This window comes from Streptomyces sp. NPDC002144 (genome assembly GCF_053593695.1).
Map to the genome: position 1 here is coordinate 38,539 of NZ_JBSFDB010000049.1, position 16,353 is coordinate 54,891.

Here is a 16,353-nt window from a genome sequence, read left to right on the forward strand (position 1 = left end):
GGTCACCGCCCTTCCGCCGTGGTCACGGCGAATCCGGCAATCCAGGCGGGGATGGCCTCGTAGAAGCGAGACGTCATCTCGTACTTGCCGGTGGCCGCGAGGGAGGCGTACGCCGCGATCCAGGTGCGGACCTCGTGGGCGGAGCCGCCGCCCTGTGCGGCCATGTCATCGACGGCCCAGGAGTCGAACTCCGCGAGGTCGCCGCGATCCAGGTGGTCGAGGAGGAGGTTGTCCCAGGCGGGGTTGATCGGGATCATCTTCGTCGACCCGGCGGCATAGTCGCGGCCGGCCTGGACGACCCGCTCCTCGCCCTTCGCACGCTGCTCGGGGGTGGGCGGGTTTCCCTCGATGAGCGCGTCGGCGACCCGGGGCGGTGCGCCCTCGAGCACCGGCACCGGCGGGTCGTGGGACAGACCACCGGAGGCGACGAACAGCACCCGCTTGTCCAGGTCGGCCGCGGCCTGACCGACCGCGGTGCCGAGTGCGCGGATACGGCTGACCGGGCCGAGCGGGGTCGCCACGCCGTTGACGAAGACGGGCACCACCGGCACGCGGTCGATACCGCCGAAGAGCACCTCCAGAGGCTGCGCGAAGCCGTGGTCCACGGTCATCCGGGCCGAGACGGTGAGATCGATGCCGCGGTCGAGCACCCCCTTGGCCAGCGTTCTGGCGGCGTCGGTGTCGACCGACAGCGGCCCGTGCTGGGAACCGAAGTCGCCCACCGCGTGGGCCTCGGTGGCCAGGCAGAACGGGGGCATCTCCTTGTAGAAGAAGCCGTTGTAGTGGTCGGGCGCGTAGAGGACGACGAGCTCCGGGTCGAAGCGGCGGACGAAGGCCCTGGCGTTCTCGACGGCCTCGTCGACGCGGGCCAGAACCTCGGGCTCGGGGTCGTTCCTGCCGATCAGGGGCGAGTGCGAGAGCCCGACGACAGCTGCGGTCATGGGAGAGGGTCCTTAGCTCTGGGGGGCCGACGGGTGGATGACGAGCTTCCCGGTCAGACCGCCGTCGATCATGAGCTGGAAGCCCTTGTGGATGTCCGTGAGGGGCAGGGTGCGGTCGATCACAGGGCGGACTCCGGTGGCCTCCATCAGCCGGAGCAGCGCGACGAGCTCGCTCCGGGTGCAGCCGGTGGAGCCGAGCACACGTCCCTGGAGGTAGAAAATGCGGGCCAGGTCCGCGGGCGGGTTGGCGCCGCTCGTCGCTCCCGCGATCACGACCGTGCCGCCGCGCCGCAGCGACTTCAGCGAATGGGACCAGGTCGCCTCGCCGACCGTCTCGATCACGACGTCCACCCGGTCGGGCAGCCGCTCACCGGGGGCCAGCGCGGCCCGCACCCCCCAGGTGAGGGCCTCGGCACGCTTGGCCTCGCTGCGGCTGGTGGCGTAGACGACGGCCCCGGCGGCCACCGCGAGCCGGATGGCGGCGGAGGCGACCCCGCCGCCCGCGCCCTGAACGAGCACCCGGTCGCCGGCGGTGATCCGGGCCTGGGTGAAGAGCATGCGGTAGGCGGTGCCCCAGGCGACCGGCAGGCAGGCCGCCTCGTCGAAGGACAGCCACGCGGGCTTCGGCACCAGGTTGCGGGTGGGCACGGTCAGGTACTCGGCGAAGGCCCCGTCGTGCTGTTCGGACAGCAGCGCACGGTTCGGGTCGAGCGTCTCGTCTCCCCCGCCCGCGTCCGGGTCGCCAAGCACCGGATGCACGATGACCTCGTTGCCGTCCTCGTCGAATCCGGCCGCGTCGCAGCCGAGCACGATGGGAAGGCGCTCCGGGGGATGGCCCACGCCACGCAGCGTCCACAGGTCGTGCATGTTCAGGGAAGAGGCCACGACCCGTACCCGGGACCAGCCGGGCTTCGGGTGAGGTACCGGTACGTCGCGCAGCACCAGCCCGGACAGCGGGTCGGCGGCGCTCTGGGAGATGGCGGTTGCTGCAAGCACGCAGCCACGGTCACCCGCACCCGGAAGCCCGACCTAGCCCGTGTGCCACGGTGCAGCACACGTCCGGGCTCCTGCCGGACGGCGGCCCGTGCCCCGCCCCCTGCACTCCCCTCGGACGCCCGGCACGCCGACCAGCGCGCGGCGTGGCCGCCCGGCTTGAAACCTGCCACCCTCAGGGGGATCGTGAACATGGTCAGCAAGCCCGGCAACAAAGCCACTAGGGCACGACAACAAGGCCACCAAGGACACGACAATGACGTCCGACGAGCCGCCCGGCCGACTCCCTCCAGCGTCGACAGGATCCTTCCTCGGCACGGCCGCAGCCATCGTGGTCACGGACCCGGACGGCCGGGTGACCCATTGGAGCAGCGGCGCCCAGACGTTGTGGGGCTATGCCCCCGAGGAGGTCATCGGCAGGCCTCTGGCCGATCTGTTCACCGCTGACTGGGCAGTGCTGAGACACCGCGATGGCAGGCTGTCGGATGCTCAGGTGTGCCTCTATCCGCTGCCGTCCGACAAGCGGCCGACCGGGGGCCTGGTGATTGTCGCACCCGGGACGGACTCCCCGGACGAGTGTTCACTCAAGCGATGGATGTTCCAGGAGCAGCCCCTCGCCCTTTCGATCTTTGACCGCGAGGGACGCACACTGTTCGGCAACGAGGTCGCGGAGCAGGTGACGGGCCTCTCCGAGCACGACGCCCGCGGCCGGTTCCTGAGCGAGTCCCTTCAGGGCCCCGCATACGACGAAGTCCAGCAGCGGATCCGCCGGACTCTTCAGACCGGGAAGCCCGAATTCACCGAGCACTTCGTGAGACTTCCGGGCGAGCCGAAGGCGCACCCCTGGGCTCTCGACATCTTCCCGCTCACGGACGAAGCCGGTCAGGTGCAGGGGGCGGGTCTGTCGGCGTACGACTACTCCCAGCAGTACGAGTCCCGGGAGCGGCTGGCCCTCGTGAGTGAGGCCCGGACCCGCATCGGCACCAGCCTGGACGTGGTGGGCACCGCACGCGAGCTCACCGAGGTCGCCGTGCCCCGCTTCGCCGATCTCGTCAGCGTGGACCTGCTCGACCCCGTCTTCCAGGGCGATGTGCCCGCACCTCACCTGTCCGGTCCCGTCCCGCTGCGCCGGGCAGCATACAGGGTGGCGTCCGCGACGTCCGGAGAGCATCCGGCCACGGGCGAGATCGGCAACCATGTTGCTTCGTCGCCGATCACCCGGTGTCTGGCCAGCGGCCGCGCGCAACGGCACCACGTGGACGACTCCCAGGTCGTCCGCTGGTTCGCCGACGACCCTGTCCAGGCGGCGCAGGCCCGCGCGTGCGGATTGCGTTCGCTGATCGCCGTACCCATCCGTGCCCGGGGCACCACCCTCGGAGCAGTCATGTTCGTCAGATGCTCACCTCGCGAGCCGTTCGACCCTGACGATCTGGCCGTCACCGAGGACCTCGTCGCGCGGGCCGCGGTCTGCCTGGACAACGCCCGCCGGTTCACCCGCGAACGCGGCATCTCGCTGGCGCTGCAACGCAACCTGCTGCCGCGCGGTCCGACCACGCTTCCTGCCGTGGAGACGGCTTCCCGTTATCTCCCTGCGGGCGGCAGCACGCAGGCGGGCGGCGACTGGTACGACGTGATCCCGTTGCCCGGCGGCCGCGTCGGTCTGGTCGTCGGCGATGTCGTCGGCCACGGCATCAACGCCTCAGCCACCATGGGCCGCCTGCGTACGGCGGTGCGCACCCTCGCCGACATCGACCTCCCGCCCGACGAGCTTCTCACCCACCTCGACGACATCGTCACCCACACCGAGGACGACACCGTCGCCACCGGCGAGATCCCCGGCGCCATCGGAGCCAGTTGCCTGTACGCGGTCTACGACCCTCTCTCCGGCATCTGCTCACTTGCCCGGGCCGGCCATCCCCCGCCGATCCTGGTGCACCCGGACGGCACCGGCACGGTCCTCGACCTGCCTGCCGGCCCGCCTCTGGGTCTGGGCAGCCTGCCCTTCGAGGCGGCCGAGGTCACCGTGCCCGAAGGAAGCCTGCTCGCCCTGTTCACCGACGGCCTCCTCTCGGCCGGCGAGCGCGACCTCGACGAGGGACTCGACGCCCTGCGCCACACTCTGGCCCGGCCCGCGTCCTCGCTCGCAGCGCTGTGCGACACCGTCCTGGGCACCCTGAGCCCCGAAGCGCGCACCGATGACATCGCCCTGCTCCTGGTCCGCACCCGCCTCTTCGGCGAGGACCGCGTCGCCTCCTGGGACGTTCCCGTCGATCCCGCGGTCGTCGCCGAGACCCGCCGCCGCGCCTGCGACCGGCTGGCCGCATGGGGCCTGGAGGAAACCGCGTTCGTCACGGAACTGGTCATCAGCGAGCTGGTGACGAACGCCATCCGCTACGCCAGCGGCCCGATCCGCCTCAGGCTGATCAAGGACGAGGCACTGATCTGCGAAGTCTCCGACGCCAGCAACACCAGTCCGCACCTCCGCCGCGCCCGGGTGTTCGACGAGGGCGGCCGCGGCCTGTTCATGGTCGCCGAGCTCACCCGAAGATGGGGTACGCGCTACACCCGCACCGGCAAGACCATCTGGGCCGAGCTTGCTCCTCTCCACCCCTCCACGCGGTGAGGCGGTGGTCAGTGGGGCATGTCGTCGAGGGCGGTGGACATGCCGGCGAGGTCCGGCGGTTCGGCGGCGAACAGGACCACGTTGGCGTCGGGCAGGTCGGCCTCGGTGACCCGGAGGAGTCCGCCCGCCTCAAGGGCGACCTGGGTGACGGTGTCGCTCTCGTCCGGTGCGGCGACGATGCGGCGGCAGCGGGGGTCCGCGAGGAAGAGTGCGGGGACGAGGGCGCACAGCAGTTTCGAGGCAAGCGCCCGACCGGACGGCCCGTGGTCGGGGAGGACCAGGCCCAGGGCAAGGTCGTGGGTGCCGTACGGATAGCAGCTGTGCAGCGGGTGGTGCGCGACGCGGTGGACGCGCAGGAGCAGCGTCGGACCGCCCTGGGCCTCGGTGACGGCATACGTGCGCGCCGTCTGCGGGGTCACCGTGGCGGGCTCGTCGAGCGGGCGCAGCGTCCAGTCGGTACCCAGGACGGGTTCGGGCGGTGCCGGTACCACGGCGGTGTGCATGCTCATGGCCGGCTCACGGTGTCTCGGCGGACCGCTGGGTCTCGACCCAGCTCCGCAGTTCGGACTTGACCAGCTTGCCGCCGGCGTTGCGGGGCAGCTGTTCGGCGATCAGCACCTGGGTGGGCAGCTTGTAGCGGGCCAGGTGCCCGCCGGTGAAGGCGCGCACCTCCTCCACTGTGGGCGTGGTCCCGGGCTCGCAGGTCAGCACGGCGAGCACGGTCTCGCCCCACTTCGGATGCGGGACGCCGAGGACGGCCGCCTCAAGGACACCCGGGTACGCGGCGAGAACGCGCTCGACCTCGGCCGGGTACACGTTCTCCCCGCCGCTGATGATCATGTCCTTGAGGCGGTCGACGATGTAGTAGAAGCCGTCCTTGTCCCGATGCGCGATGTCGCCGCTGTGGAACCAGCCCGCGTCGTCGAAGGCGGCACGGGTGGCCTCGGGGTTGTTCCAGTAGCCGGGCGTGACGTTCGGGCCGCGCACGCAGATCTCCCCGCGCATGTCCGCGTCCTGCACGCCCACCCCGGTGACCGGGTCGACGATGCGGATCTCCGTGTACGGCATGGGTGCGCCAGCCGATCCGGCCTTCTCCGCCGTGAGCCCGGCCGGGAGGTAGCAGGCGAAGGGCGCGGTCTCGGTCAGCCCCCATGCCTGCTGGAGCAGGATGCCGCGTTCTTCGTAGTTCCTGATCAGCTGGGGCGGGACGGGGGCGCCCGCGACGATCGCGGATCGCAGGGCGGAGAGGTCGGCCGCGGCGAAGCCGGGCACGCGGGTCAGGGCGCCGTACATCGCGGGGACCGCGAACAGGGTCGTCACGCGGTGCTGGACGAGGTCCTCCAGGCACTGGGCGGGGTCGAAGCCGCGGCGCACGACGACGGTGCCGCCGCGCACGAGGGTGCGCAGGGTGAGGGCGTTGAGGCCGCCGATGTGGAAGAGCGGGGCGACGGCGAGGTTCACGTCGTCCGGGCGGGTGTCCACGACACTTTCGACGTTGACCGCGTTCCACCAGAGGTTGCCGTGGGTGAGCATGACACCCTTGGGCCGGCCGGTCGTGCCGGACGTGTACATGAGCGCCGCCAGGTCGTCGTCGTACAGCGCCACCGGCTCCGTGCCACGTTGGTCGGCTCCGAGCAGCTCCGAGAGCGGTGTCCAGACGGCGGCGGGCGCCGTCGCCGCGGGGCACCGCGGATCTGTGTCCACCAGCACGTGGAAGCGGGCGGGTATGTCGCTCATCACGGACTCGACGAGTGCGCGATGGCCCTCCTCGACGACCAGGGTGTGCGCACCGCTGTCGCTGAGGATGTGGCGCACCTCCTCGGCCGCGAGCCGGAAGTTGACCGGCACGAAGACCGCCCCGAGGTGGGCCGCGGCCAGCAGCGTCTCGAAGAAGGTCACGCTGTTGAGGCCGAGGTAGGCGACCCGGTCGCCGCGCCGCAGTCCACGTTCGGCCAGCCCGGCGGCCAAATCGGCCGTCCTGCGGCTGAGTCGGGCGGCAGAGATCTCATGGCCCTCGTAGACGAGTGCGCAGGCGGTGGGGTACTGGGCTCTGCGGTGCAGTGCGGCGGCGGGGCTGATGTCGACGGCGGCCATGCGGCGGCTCCTTCGATGGCTGTCGTGCGGAAGTGAGAAGGGGAGACGGTTCAGAGGCCGGCGCCACCGGCCGGGGAACGGAATCCGCGGACGGCGATGCCGCCGTCGGCGGGGATCACGGCGCCGGTGACGGTGCCGCTGTTGGCGCGGGAGGCGAGCAGGACGTACGGGCCGGTGAAGTCCTCCGGCTCGACGCTGGAGTCGTACAGCGGGATGAGCGGTTGCTGTTCCTGTCCGGACGCCTCGTTCTTGGCGAACGACGCGGCCAGCGTGCGGTCCTGAAGGCCCAGGCTCTCGGGGCCGCGCAGCTTGGTGCGCATGCCGCCGGTGGCGACGCCGTTGACCCGGACCTTCGGCGCCAGCTCGTAGGCGAACTGCCGGAGCAGGCCGAGGCAGGCGTGCTTGCTGGCGGTGTACAGGGGGCCGCCACCGTCGGTGTGGAAGGAGGCGTTGGACAGGGTCATCACGATGCTGCCGCGCGTGGTGACGAGTTCCCGCCAGGCCGCCTCGACGGCGAGGACATAGCCCTTGACGTTGATGCCGAAGACCTCGTCGAACGCCTCGGACAGCTCCTTGCCGTCGAGCATGGTGACGCTGCGGTGGTAGTCCCAGATCCCGGCGTTGGGGACGAGGATGTCCAGCTTGCCGAACCTCTTGACGGTCGCGTCCACCGCCCGGTGCAGATCGTCCGGGGAGCGGACGTCGCCGGTGAGGGGCAGCACCCGCTCGGAGAGGTTGCCCGCCGCGGCGACGACCTCCTCCAACTGCGCGGTCCCACGGCCGAGGACGGCGACGCTCGCGCCTTCGGTTAGGTAGCGCAGGGCGACGGCGCGACCGATGCCGGAGCCCCCGCCGGTGATCAGGGCGACCTCGCCCTCCAGCCAACCCATGATTCAGTGCTCCCCGAGGAAGTCGGTGACCAGGCGCTCGAACTCGGCCTGCCGCTCCAGCTGGACCCAGTGGCCGCAGCCGCCGAAGACGTGCAGCTGGACGTCGCGGATCTGCTTGAGCATGAGCTGGGCGCCGTCGAGAGTGATGGTGCGGTCGTCGCGGCCCCACAGCAGGAGGGTGGGCGCCTTGATCTTGTGAACGCGCTGCCACAGCGGGTCCATGCCGTGCCGCTTGGCGAAAGCGGCGTTGTAGGCGTGGTAGAAGGCGATGTGGGACTCGTCGAGGGACGCCTCGTAGCGGGCCTGCGCGGTGTCGGCCCAGCGCCCCGGCTCGGCGGTCATCACGCCGATGAAGTCCCGCATCTTCTTCAGGGTGGGGCCCTCGCCGTTGTAGTAGCGGAACATGGCCTTCTGGCCCTCGGTCGGGGTCGGTCCGAAGGGCAGCCAGCCTCCTCCCGGCGCCATCAGAACCAACTTCTCGACCCGGTCGGGGACTTCGAGTGCAGTGGCGATGGCGGCGGCCCCACCGAGGCTGTTGCCGAGCAGGTGGAAGCGGTCGATGCCGAGGGCGTCCAGGATCTGCAGCAGGGCGTCGACGGTGATCTCGGTGATGCTGCGGGCGTCGAGGTCGGCCTCGGTGGGGAGGTAACTGCCGCCGAAGCCGGGCTGGTCGGGCAGGATTACGCGGAAGTGCTCGGTGAGCGCGGGGAGGTTCTGGCGGTAGTTGGCCACCCCGCTCGCGCCGGGGCCGCCGCCGTGCAGCATCACCAACACCGGGCCCTCGCCGGCCTCGCTGACCGCGATGCGGCCGAGCGTGGTCTGCACGGTGTGCTCGACGAGCTTCACCTCTGTGGTCTGTTCAGTGGTCACGAGCGGGCTCCGGTTGACAAGGGCTTACAGGAAGATGCTGATGTTCTTGGCGAGCAGGATGTTCTGGTCGAGCAGGATGGTGCGGCGCGCGATCAGCAGCCGTCCGTCGTCCGGGTCGCGGCGCAGCTGGTCGGTACGGCCGCCGGCGTAGAGGTCGACCTCACGTTCCAGACGGTTGCGGTAGCAGAGGAACGACGACTCGGCGACGTACTCGCCGGGCTCGTCGGCCGGCCAGACCAGGATGTTGGTGATCAGATGCCGGGTCCGCGACGGCGGGTCCTCGGCCCAGGCCATGCCCGAGTCGAACCGGCGGATGCGCCAGGCCAGGCTCGCCTTGGTCTCGTCGAAGATCGCGACCTCGCCCGGGGCGCCGTCGGCCAGGGCCTGCTGGCGCCGCAGGCGGTTGGTGCGGACCGGCGCCCAATAGTGCAGGTCGTCGGTGAACAGCTCCAGCCAGTCGGCGTAGCGGTGCTGGTCGAGCAGCTGTGCCTCGACGGCGTACAAGCGCTGTACCTCGAAGTGGAGCCGCATCTCCTCGTCGACGGCTGGTGCGGTCGTCCGGGGGGTCTCCGGGGGGTGGATGCTCATCGGGGGTCCTCCTCTGGGCCGCGCCGGGTGGTGCCATTCCAACGCGGAGGGGGCGGTTCGGGGAGCGCGTGTGCCACAAGGCGGCACGTGGCGGATCAGCGCTTGAGCAGCGTGCGCAGATCCGCACTCTCGTCGGACAGGACAGCCGCGTCGACAGCGGCACCGCGATCGACGATCCGCCGAGCGGCCTTGATGTCGCGTTGTCGGTCGATGGCGGCCGCGGCCACCAGCCGGTCGCCCAGCAGCCCGAAGACAGTGAAGGCGCCGTCGTCGGGAGCCCCGCGCAGCACGGTGCGCTCGGCGTCTGCCATCGTGCCGACCGCCTCCAGCCGGGAGCCGTGCCGGTCGGACCAGAACCAGGAAGCGCCGAAGGACGGCAGGGGGCGGCCGAGGATGGCGTGGGCGGCGGCCTCGCCGTCGCGCTGGGCGGCCTCCCAGTGCTCATGACGGACCTTGTGCCCCTCGGGGCGGGCGACGTCGCCGACGGCGAGGACATTGGGGTGGGAGGTGCGCTGACCGGGGTGGACGACCACACCGTTGTCGACGTTCAGCCCCGCGGCCTCGGCCAGTTCCGTGGCCGGACGCATGCCGATGCCGACCACCACGGTGTCGGCGAGCACGGGTACCCCGTAGCCGGTGAGGTGCAGCAGGACTCCAAGGTTGCCTGGACGTCGCTCGATGCATTCGACGCCGGCGGTCAGGACGCCGATGCCTTCGGCGGAGTGCCTCCGATGCAGTGCGTTCGCGATGTCGTCCCCGACCGCTGCGGTCAGTGGCACCGGTAGCGGGTCGGTGAGGGTGACGCGGCAGCCCAGGGCGTGGGCGACGGCCGCGGTCTCCGCACCGATCAGCCCGGCACCGATCACCGCCACCCGGGCGCCGGGCAGCAGGCGCTCCCGCAGCCGTTCGGCGTCCTCCCAGGTGCGCAGCAGGTGTACGGCCGGGTGGTCGCCGCCCGGCACCGGCAGGGGGCGCGCGGTGCCGCCGGTGGCCAGCACGATCCGGTCGGCTGCGGCAAGCTGGCCGTCGGCCAGCTCCAGTCCGCCCTCGTGCGGGCGGATCGCCCGGACCGGGGCGCCGTCGCGGAGTTCGATGCCCTGCTCGTCGTACCACTGCTCGGGCCGCAGCAGGATGTTCTCGCGGCGGGACTTGCCGAGCAGGACGTCCTTGCTGAGTGGCGGGCGGTCGTAGGGCAGCCCGCGCTCGGCGGAGTACAGCACGAGCTCGCCGTCGTAGCCCTGGGCGCGCAGCGCGTCGCAGGTCGAGACGGCGGCCAGGCCCGCGCCGACGACGGCGATACGCCGTGGCGCGCTCATGCGTCGGCCTCCTCGCCGGGGTGCAGCCAGACCTCATCCCCGCGCACCTCGACGCGGTGGGTGCGCTGGGCGAGGGTGGCGGGCATGCACTGCGGTTCGCCGGACTTGAGGCAGAAGCGGGCGCTGTGCAGCGGGCACTCGACCTCGCCGTTCTCGATCCAGCCGTCGGCGAGCGATGCCTGGCCGTGGGTGCAGGTGTCGTCGAGGGCGTAGTAGGCGCCGGCCTCGTGGAAGACGGCGATGGCGTCGGTGTGGCCGGTGGTCTCGGCTGGCACCTTCAGCGCCTCGCCCTCCTCGATGTCGCCGATGGCGGCGACCCGGATGCCGGTGCTGGTGGTGCTCATGGGGTGTCCTCGGGGTTCTTCTCGGTGTTCTTCTCGTGCCAGGCGAGCGTGTTCATCAGGTCGCGCCAGCGGGCGTAGAAGCCGCGGGCGGCGCCGTCGCTGTAGAGGCGGCCGGTGGTGCCGGGGTGGACGCCGTCCTCGGACTGAAGCCCCAATCCCATCTGGTAGTTGAGCGTCATGGAGCCGGCCACGAAGCCGTGCGCGGTGGCCTGGCACTCGCTCCAGTTCTCGCCGTCGTCCTGCTCGAAGATGCCGCTCGGCCCGAACGTGCGCAGGTTGTAGATGCGTTGGGCGTTCTTGACCTCGTCCGGCATCGACTTGTCGACGATGGTCCAGGCCCAGACCTCCATCTTGTCCGGGCCCTTGGGGTGCCACACGCGGATGGAGCCGTTGACCGGCAGGTAGGAGAAGTTCGGGAAGACGGTGCCGTGCCCGGTGGTCATCGGTCCCTCGACCCGGGCGTCACCGAGCCGTTCGCGCAGCGCCTCGTAGTCGGTCCACTCGTGTACGACACGGTCGTCGAAACGGCTCTTGGGGTGGGTCGGAAAGCCGTGCCCGTGCCCCAGCGAGTCGGTGTACTGCCGGCCCGGCGTCTGCACGATGTCTGTCTTGGGTCCCTTGCCGGTGGGTGACATGACCATCAGCGCGGAGGCGTGCGAGATGTTGACGTGGTACCAGTCGGAGGCGAACTGCTCGGCGGCGAGCTTCCAGTTGCCCTCCAGCACCCACTTGTGCACCCCGCCGACGGCCTCGGTGCCCTCCGGGTCGTGGTCGAGCATCGCGTCCAGGTACCAGGTCAGTCCGCCGAGCGCCTCCACCAGGGGCGGGGCCTCGGGGTTCCAGGTCGCGAAGACGAGTCCCTTGTACGTGTCGAGTTGCGCGACCTCGATCAGTCCCCACTGGTCCTGCTCGAAGTGGGCGGGATAGTCCCCTCCATTGGGGACGTTGATCAGCTTCCCGGAGGTGTCGTAGGACCAGCCGTGGTAGCTGCACGTGAACGCCTTCGTCGCCCCCGCGTCGGCGCGGCATACCCGCATGCCGCGGTGGCGGCAGGCGTTGAGGAAGGCGCGCAGTTTCCGGTCCTTGCCCATGGTGACGATGACCGGGTCCTCGCCCATGTAGGTGGTGAAGAAGTCACCGGGCTTCGTGAACTGGCTCTCGTGCGCGAGGAACAGCCAGCTGGGCGCGAAAACGCGGCGCAGCTCCTGCCGGTAGACGGCCTGGTCGCTGAAGATCGTGCGGTCGACCAGACCGCGGTCGAGGTCGAAGTAAGGGCTGACGTCGACGGCCGGCTCGGGTATGCGAGCCAGGCGGTCCTCCCCCACCCTTCGGGCGGGAGGTGCCCCCAGCCGGGCGGGCGTGGTTGTCATCGCTGGGCCTCCTCGGGCCGGATCGGGCGCGTGCTGCGCCGCCCTCGTGGGCTGGTGGTTCGGCGTGCGTTCAGGTGCACACCCGAAGGGTCGGAGCGCTCCGGTTCACGCGGTGGCATGGCGGCTCCCCCGCTTCCTTGCTGGTGGTTCATCGGACGGTGACGGTCAGTTCGGGCAGGCGGCCGGTGCCGGACCGCACGGCGAGCCGAGAGCCCGGTGTCAGTGGGACGCTGGCGTGCACAGACCCGGTGAGCAGCAGCTCGCCCAGGTGGAGAGCGCTGCCGTGAGCGTGGAGCGTCCGGGCCAGCCACGCCACGACCCGAAGCGGATCGCCGAGGACTTCGGCCCCCAGGCCGAGCGCGACGCGCTCCCCGCCGGCGTACAGCCCGACGGACTCGTCCCGGAGCCCGGTGAGCAGGTCGTCCGTGGCGTCGACGGGACGGCCGACGGCGACGCGCGCCGAGGAGGCGTTGTCGGCGACGGTGCCGACCTGGGAGACGCGCCAGTCGGCGATGCGGCTGTCGATGATCTCCACGGCCGGCGCCACCTGGGAGACGGCCGCCCGGACCTCCGCGTCCGTCACGCGGGGTCCGGACAGCCGCCGGCCGGGGACCAGACCGACCTCTACCTCGGCTCGCGGGGTGATGAGCTCCCGCGTGTCGATGATGCCGCCGTCCGGGATCACCATCGACTGGAACAGGGTCCCGAAGCTCGCTTCGGGCAGGCCGAGTTGCTCGCGCATCGGCAAGGACGTGAGGCCCACCTTGCGTCCGAACAGGTGCTCGCCCGCCGCGAGACAGATCCGTACATTGGCCTCCTGCACGGCGTAGGCGACGGCCAGGTCCAGGTCCTCGTACTCCTCAGTGAGTGGTGCGACGGGAATCCTCCCCCAGCCTTCGGCCGGGAGGTGCCCCCAGGCCTCGGCGCGCCGCAGCACCGCCGCCAGCTCCTCGACGAGCTGTGCGTCGGGGGAAGCCGGGGCGGCGAGGACGGCGGTCGGCGCCACGGTGACGTGTCGCTGCATGGCCACAGCAGACGCTGCTCCGGGCCGCTGTGCCCAGCCACCGTGCCGAGATACGGCACGGGGTGACGATCGGATCCGTCACACAGAGGCGAGCGGGGTCCCCGGTGTTTTACAACGACGAAATGAACGATTAAGCTGGACGTGCGTCCATTTTAATGGCCATCCTGGATCCCCATCGGAGCCCGCCATGCCACTCCCCTCCCCGCCTTCCGCGCAGCCCTCAGCCACGGCGACCGGCGAGCCCGACCAGCAGACCGCGGTCGACAAGGCGCTCTTCCTCCTGAAGTCCCTCGCCGAACTGGACGGGGAAATCGGCGTGAGCGAGCTGGCTCGGCGGACACGGCTGACCAAGTCGACCACCTTCCGACTGCTAGGCATCCTCCAACGCAACGACCTCGTGGAACGTGTCGGCAGCAACTACCGGCTGGGATCCCAGCTCTTCGACATCGGCGTACGGGTCTACGGCCCCAATCCCCCGCTCTTGCAGGAGTGCCTGATGCCACATCTGGCGGACCTGTACGAGATGACCCGCGAGACCGTACACCTGGCCGTGCTGCACGACACCGAGATCGTGTACGTCAACAAGATCCAGGGCCACCGAGCGACCCGCTCCCCCTCCCGGATCGGCGCCCGCCTGCCCGCCTACTGCACCGGCGTCGGCAAGGCCCTCCTCGCCTTCGACCACGACACCATCGAGGCCGCGATCGCCGACGGACTCGCGGCACGCACTGAGTACACCTGCACCGATCCCGACCGTTTCCGGTCCGAGCTGCGCCGCATCCGCCAGGACGGCGTCGCCTACGACCGCCAGGAAGCCGTTCCCGGCCTCACCTGCGTCGCCGTACCGATCATGGGTTCGGCCGGGCGACCCGTGGCCGCCTTCTCCGTCGCGAGCGCCGACCGCCGCTTCGAGCCCGCCCGGTTCGCGCCGGCTCTGCGACGCGTGGCCTACGAAGCGGCACGCGCGGTCAACGCGGCCACAGCAAGCCGGCAGGCGGCCCCCTCAAGGCTCGACAATCTGTCTGCGGCTTGATCCTCGCACGAGAGCCAACAGGCCACCCACCTGGACGCCGACCCCGGTGTACGCAGCACCGAGGACGCCTCACGGACGGGCCGTGCCCAGCGGAGTGGCCTGTTCCCGTCCAAGTTCACCACTGTCCTTGCCAGGAGTGGTCAACGGTGATGGCGCTCCCGACGTCCACCGGCGGCTGGCGCCAGCATTGCGGGTCGGCGCCTACCGCGGCGAGAACACGTGCCGCAAGACGGCACAGCGCATCCGGATCAGCGCCGGACGCCGCCGTGCGCCGCGCCACGCTGACACCGCCGCACACGCACCACACGGCGCGCCGACCGACGGCCAGCAAACCGCAGTCGACAAGGCGTTGGTTCTTGTCAACTTGTCCCGGCCCTGAAGGACCGGGCTTGGAGGTAGTGCCCAGCTGGCTGCTGGGTGGGTTCCTCCGTCCAGACACCCCTATGGGGTGGCAGGGGCGCGTGACTCACGCCCCGCGGGCCACGCGTCCTGGCCCCTGTGGGCGAGGACGTGGGAAGCGTTCCGGTCGGCGTGCGCAACGACGCCGCACGACCGGCAGACGAACGTGGCTTGGGAGATCCGGTTGGGGCGGTCGATGTGGCCGCACTGGGCGCACTCACGGGAGGAGTACGCGGGATCAACGAAGACCAGGGGCACGCCTGCCCGCCTGGCCTTGTAGACGATGAATTCTCCGAGTTGGGCGAAGGCCCAGGAATGGAGTGCGACCCGTTGGGGTTTGCGGAGCCGTACCCGGGTGCGGATGCCCCCCAGTTTTTCGAGGGACAGGCCGCGTCCGGTGCGTTCAGCCTCGGTCACGATCGTCTTGGAGATGATGTGGTTGCGGTGGGTGGCGTGCCGCGCCTCTTTGCGGGCGCGGGCCTTGAGCCGCCGCTTGGCGGACTTGGTGCGTTTCTTCTGCAGCTTGGCCCGCAGGGCCAGCTGCCGCTTGCGATACCGGTTGAGCCCCCGTCCGGCGGCCTGGTAGCCGGTGGAGGTGGCGGCGATGTTGACGATGCCGAGGTCCACGCGGATGAAACCGTCCGGCTCATACGTCTCGGCCTCGGGCACCTCGCAGGTGGCGAGGAGGTAGAAGACGCCGTCCCGCTGGATGAGGTCCGACTCGCCCTTCCGATGCTGCCGGAGCAGCTCGAGCGCGCCCGGGGAACAGGCGAAGGGGACGTTCTTCAACCGGCCCGATACGGTCCATACCGACACGGTCTGCTGGTCGTACTGCCAGGAAAGACACCGGTCGTCGTACGGCTGCGCGGCCTGGGGCCGGAACACGATGGGCTTGGACTGCACCTTGCGGCGGCGCTGGGAGCCCGCCTTGCCAAGGTTCCCGGCCCGGATGTTGGCCTGGAGCGTGGTGTAGGCGTCGCGGACCTTCTTGATGGTGTGCTGCGCGGCCTGCGCTCCCAGCCCGCGGGCTTTGAGTGCGGTGTAGGTGTGCTTGCGTAGCTCGTACTCGCGCGGCACACCGCGCTCGAACGCGATCTGAGACACCCAGTTCGCGGCTTCGTTGACCGTGCGCAGGGTCATCTCAAGTACCGGTGCCTGCACGGCATCCGGCACGAGTTTGACCTGCACCACGATCTTCATGCCGCCGAATCTACCTGCCAGGTACGACAGTTGAGAGCTGTCCACCGATGCGATACCACTCACAGCCCCTCCGGGGCCGCTGCTGCGGCGCTGCGCGCCGCCGGACTCGGGATGCTGTTCCTCCCGGGCCTGAAGACCCGGGGGTTCCTCGCAAGAACACGCTGAAGTCGCTCGCCTCGATGGACGGGGAGATCGGCGTCAGCGAACTGGCCCGCCGCTCGCAGCTGACTAAGCCTCGATCCACCGATCAATAGCCGGTCCAGGGCTTGGACATGAAGACGCGGATGCCCTCTGAGCTGGGACGATGGGACTTCCTACAGTTCCATATCCACAGAGCAAGAGAGCACCCGCGAGATGCAATCTTCCCATGCCGCTTCGGCGGTGTCCGCCTCGTTCGACGACACGAATCTGATCGCGTATGCCGGGCTGGTCCCGGTGATGCGGCTGGCTGAGCGGTGCGGGCTTGCCCGTCTGACGACGGAGAAGGTGAAGCTGAGCGGGGTCGGCAATGGTGCGAGTGCGGCGGCGGGCGCCAAGACCACCAGCATCGTGGGCGGCATGGTCACGGGTGCGGACAGCATCGACGACCTGGACGTCCTGCGCCATGGTGCGATGCCGGCCCTGTTCGGCGGGATCCGTGCCCCCTCCACGCTGGGCACGTTCCTGCG

The 16,353-nt window shown here is 70.4% G+C and carries 14 protein-coding genes and 1 pseudogene; 3 read left to right on the top strand and 12 right to left on the bottom strand.

The genetic code is table 11. The features are described from left to right. Positions 1–2 precede the first annotated feature (2 nt). Entirely contained in the window at positions 3–941 is a 939-nt protein-coding gene (locus ACWCQ1_RS42465; protein WP_451028930.1) for a 3-carboxyethylcatechol 2,3-dioxygenase, read from the bottom strand. Positions 942–953: 12 nt separating this feature from the next. Continuing rightward, the gene (locus tag ACWCQ1_RS42470) at positions 954–1,937 is read right to left on the bottom strand and encodes a zinc-binding dehydrogenase (protein ID WP_451028931.1); all 984 of its coding nucleotides are present in this window, start codon (positions 1,935–1,937) and stop codon (positions 954–956) included. A 253-nt stretch (positions 1,938–2,190) separates the two neighbouring features. Here ACWCQ1_RS42470 and ACWCQ1_RS42475 point away from each other — a divergent pair, with 253 nt between their 5' ends. Beyond that, positions 2,191–4,557, top strand: coding sequence for a SpoIIE family protein phosphatase (locus ACWCQ1_RS42475; RefSeq protein ID WP_451028932.1), 2,367 nt, complete (start codon positions 2,191–2,193; stop codon positions 4,555–4,557). Positions 4,558–4,565: 8 nt separating this feature from the next. Here the strand turns inward: ACWCQ1_RS42475 and ACWCQ1_RS42480 are convergent, their stop codons facing one another. The 9 genes from ACWCQ1_RS42480 to ACWCQ1_RS42520 all read right to left on the bottom strand — a co-directional run bounded on the left by ACWCQ1_RS42480 (position 4,566) and on the right by ACWCQ1_RS42520 (position 13,053). Next, positions 4,566–5,066: a GNAT family N-acetyltransferase gene (locus ACWCQ1_RS42480; RefSeq protein WP_451028933.1), complete on the bottom strand. Its 501-nt coding sequence runs from the start codon at positions 5,064–5,066 to the stop codon at positions 4,566–4,568. Positions 5,067–5,073: 7 nt separating this feature from the next. Further along, on the bottom strand, positions 5,074–6,651 hold the full coding sequence (locus ACWCQ1_RS42485) for an acyl-CoA synthetase (RefSeq protein ID WP_451028934.1): 1,578 nt from the start codon (positions 6,649–6,651) through the stop codon (positions 5,074–5,076). A 50-nt stretch (positions 6,652–6,701) separates the two neighbouring features. Continuing rightward, positions 6,702–7,541 (bottom strand): SDR family NAD(P)-dependent oxidoreductase, encoded by an 840-nt coding sequence (locus ACWCQ1_RS42490; RefSeq protein ID WP_451028935.1) that lies wholly within the window; start codon positions 7,539–7,541, stop codon positions 6,702–6,704. 3 nt (positions 7,542–7,544) lie between these two features. Continuing rightward, entirely contained in the window at positions 7,545–8,411 is an 867-nt protein-coding gene (locus ACWCQ1_RS42495; RefSeq protein ID WP_451028936.1) for an alpha/beta fold hydrolase, read from the bottom strand. 24 nt (positions 8,412–8,435) lie between these two features. After that, positions 8,436–8,999, bottom strand: a complete 564-nt coding sequence (locus ACWCQ1_RS42500; protein ID WP_451028937.1) for a 3-phenylpropionate/cinnamic acid dioxygenase subunit beta — start codon at positions 8,997–8,999, stop codon at positions 8,436–8,438. Between the two features lie 95 nt (positions 9,000–9,094). Continuing rightward, positions 9,095–10,315 carry an NAD(P)/FAD-dependent oxidoreductase gene (locus tag ACWCQ1_RS42505; RefSeq protein WP_451028938.1) on the bottom strand — a complete coding sequence of 407 codons (1,221 nt, stop codon included), beginning with the start codon at positions 10,313–10,315 and terminating at the stop codon, positions 9,095–9,097. Beyond that, on the bottom strand, positions 10,312–10,659 hold the full coding sequence (locus tag ACWCQ1_RS42510; protein ID WP_451028939.1) for a bifunctional 3-phenylpropionate/cinnamic acid dioxygenase ferredoxin subunit: 348 nt from the start codon (positions 10,657–10,659) through the stop codon (positions 10,312–10,314). The genes ACWCQ1_RS42505 and ACWCQ1_RS42510 overlap by 4 nt, the downstream gene beginning before the upstream one ends. Next, positions 10,656–12,029 carry an aromatic ring-hydroxylating dioxygenase subunit alpha gene (locus tag ACWCQ1_RS42515; RefSeq protein ID WP_451028940.1) on the bottom strand — a complete coding sequence of 458 codons (1,374 nt, stop codon included), beginning with the start codon at positions 12,027–12,029 and terminating at the stop codon, positions 10,656–10,658. The genes ACWCQ1_RS42510 and ACWCQ1_RS42515 overlap by 4 nt, the downstream gene beginning before the upstream one ends. Positions 12,030–12,177: 148 nt before the next feature. Next, positions 12,178–13,053 (bottom strand): 2-keto-4-pentenoate hydratase, encoded by an 876-nt coding sequence (locus ACWCQ1_RS42520; protein ID WP_451028941.1) that lies wholly within the window; start codon positions 13,051–13,053, stop codon positions 12,178–12,180. A gap of 187 nt (positions 13,054–13,240) precedes the next feature. On the opposite strand from ACWCQ1_RS42520, the gene ACWCQ1_RS42525 reads away from it, so the two are divergent. Next, a complete protein-coding gene (locus ACWCQ1_RS42525; RefSeq protein WP_451028942.1) occupies positions 13,241–14,086 on the top strand; it encodes an IclR family transcriptional regulator in 846 nt (281 codons plus the stop codon). A 441-nt stretch (positions 14,087–14,527) separates the two neighbouring features. Here ACWCQ1_RS42525 and ACWCQ1_RS42530 read toward each other — a convergent pair whose 3' ends face one another. Then, complete coding sequence (locus ACWCQ1_RS42530) at positions 14,528–15,685, bottom strand: RNA-guided endonuclease InsQ/TnpB family protein (protein WP_451028943.1); 1,158 nt, start codon at positions 15,683–15,685, stop codon at positions 14,528–14,530. A 354-nt stretch (positions 15,686–16,039) separates the two neighbouring features. Between ACWCQ1_RS42530 and ACWCQ1_RS42535 the strand changes: the two are divergent. Then, positions 16,040–16,353, top strand: a pseudogene (locus ACWCQ1_RS42535) (IS1380 family transposase); the annotation flags it as partial.

Excerpts from the sequence above, each read along its gene's own strand:
- ACWCQ1_RS42465 (WP_451028930.1), bottom strand. The coding sequence starts at position 941 with ATGACCGCAGCTGTCGTCGGGCTCTCGCACTCGCCCCTGATCGGCAGG.
- ACWCQ1_RS42475 (WP_451028932.1), top strand. The coding sequence starts at position 2,191 with ATGACGTCCGACGAGCCGCCCGGCCGACTCCCTCCAGCGTCGACAGGA.
- ACWCQ1_RS42480 (WP_451028933.1), bottom strand. The coding sequence starts at position 5,066 with ATGAGCATGCACACCGCCGTGGTACCGGCACCGCCCGAACCCGTCCTG.
- ACWCQ1_RS42485 (WP_451028934.1), bottom strand. The coding sequence starts at position 6,651 with ATGGCCGCCGTCGACATCAGCCCCGCCGCCGCACTGCACCGCAGAGCC.
- ACWCQ1_RS42490 (WP_451028935.1), bottom strand. The coding sequence starts at position 7,541 with ATGGGTTGGCTGGAGGGCGAGGTCGCCCTGATCACCGGCGGGGGCTCC.
- ACWCQ1_RS42500 (WP_451028937.1), bottom strand. The coding sequence starts at position 8,999 with ATGAGCATCCACCCCCCGGAGACCCCCCGGACGACCGCACCAGCCGTC.
- ACWCQ1_RS42505 (WP_451028938.1), bottom strand. The coding sequence starts at position 10,315 with ATGAGCGCGCCACGGCGTATCGCCGTCGTCGGCGCGGGCCTGGCCGCC.
- ACWCQ1_RS42510 (WP_451028939.1), bottom strand. The coding sequence starts at position 10,659 with ATGAGCACCACCAGCACCGGCATCCGGGTCGCCGCCATCGGCGACATC.
- ACWCQ1_RS42515 (WP_451028940.1), bottom strand. The coding sequence starts at position 12,029 with ATGACAACCACGCCCGCCCGGCTGGGGGCACCTCCCGCCCGAAGGGTG.
- ACWCQ1_RS42520 (WP_451028941.1), bottom strand. The coding sequence starts at position 13,053 with ATGCAGCGACACGTCACCGTGGCGCCGACCGCCGTCCTCGCCGCCCCG.
- ACWCQ1_RS42525 (WP_451028942.1), top strand. The coding sequence starts at position 13,241 with ATGCCACTCCCCTCCCCGCCTTCCGCGCAGCCCTCAGCCACGGCGACC.
- ACWCQ1_RS42530 (WP_451028943.1), bottom strand. The coding sequence starts at position 15,685 with ATGAAGATCGTGGTGCAGGTCAAACTCGTGCCGGATGCCGTGCAGGCA.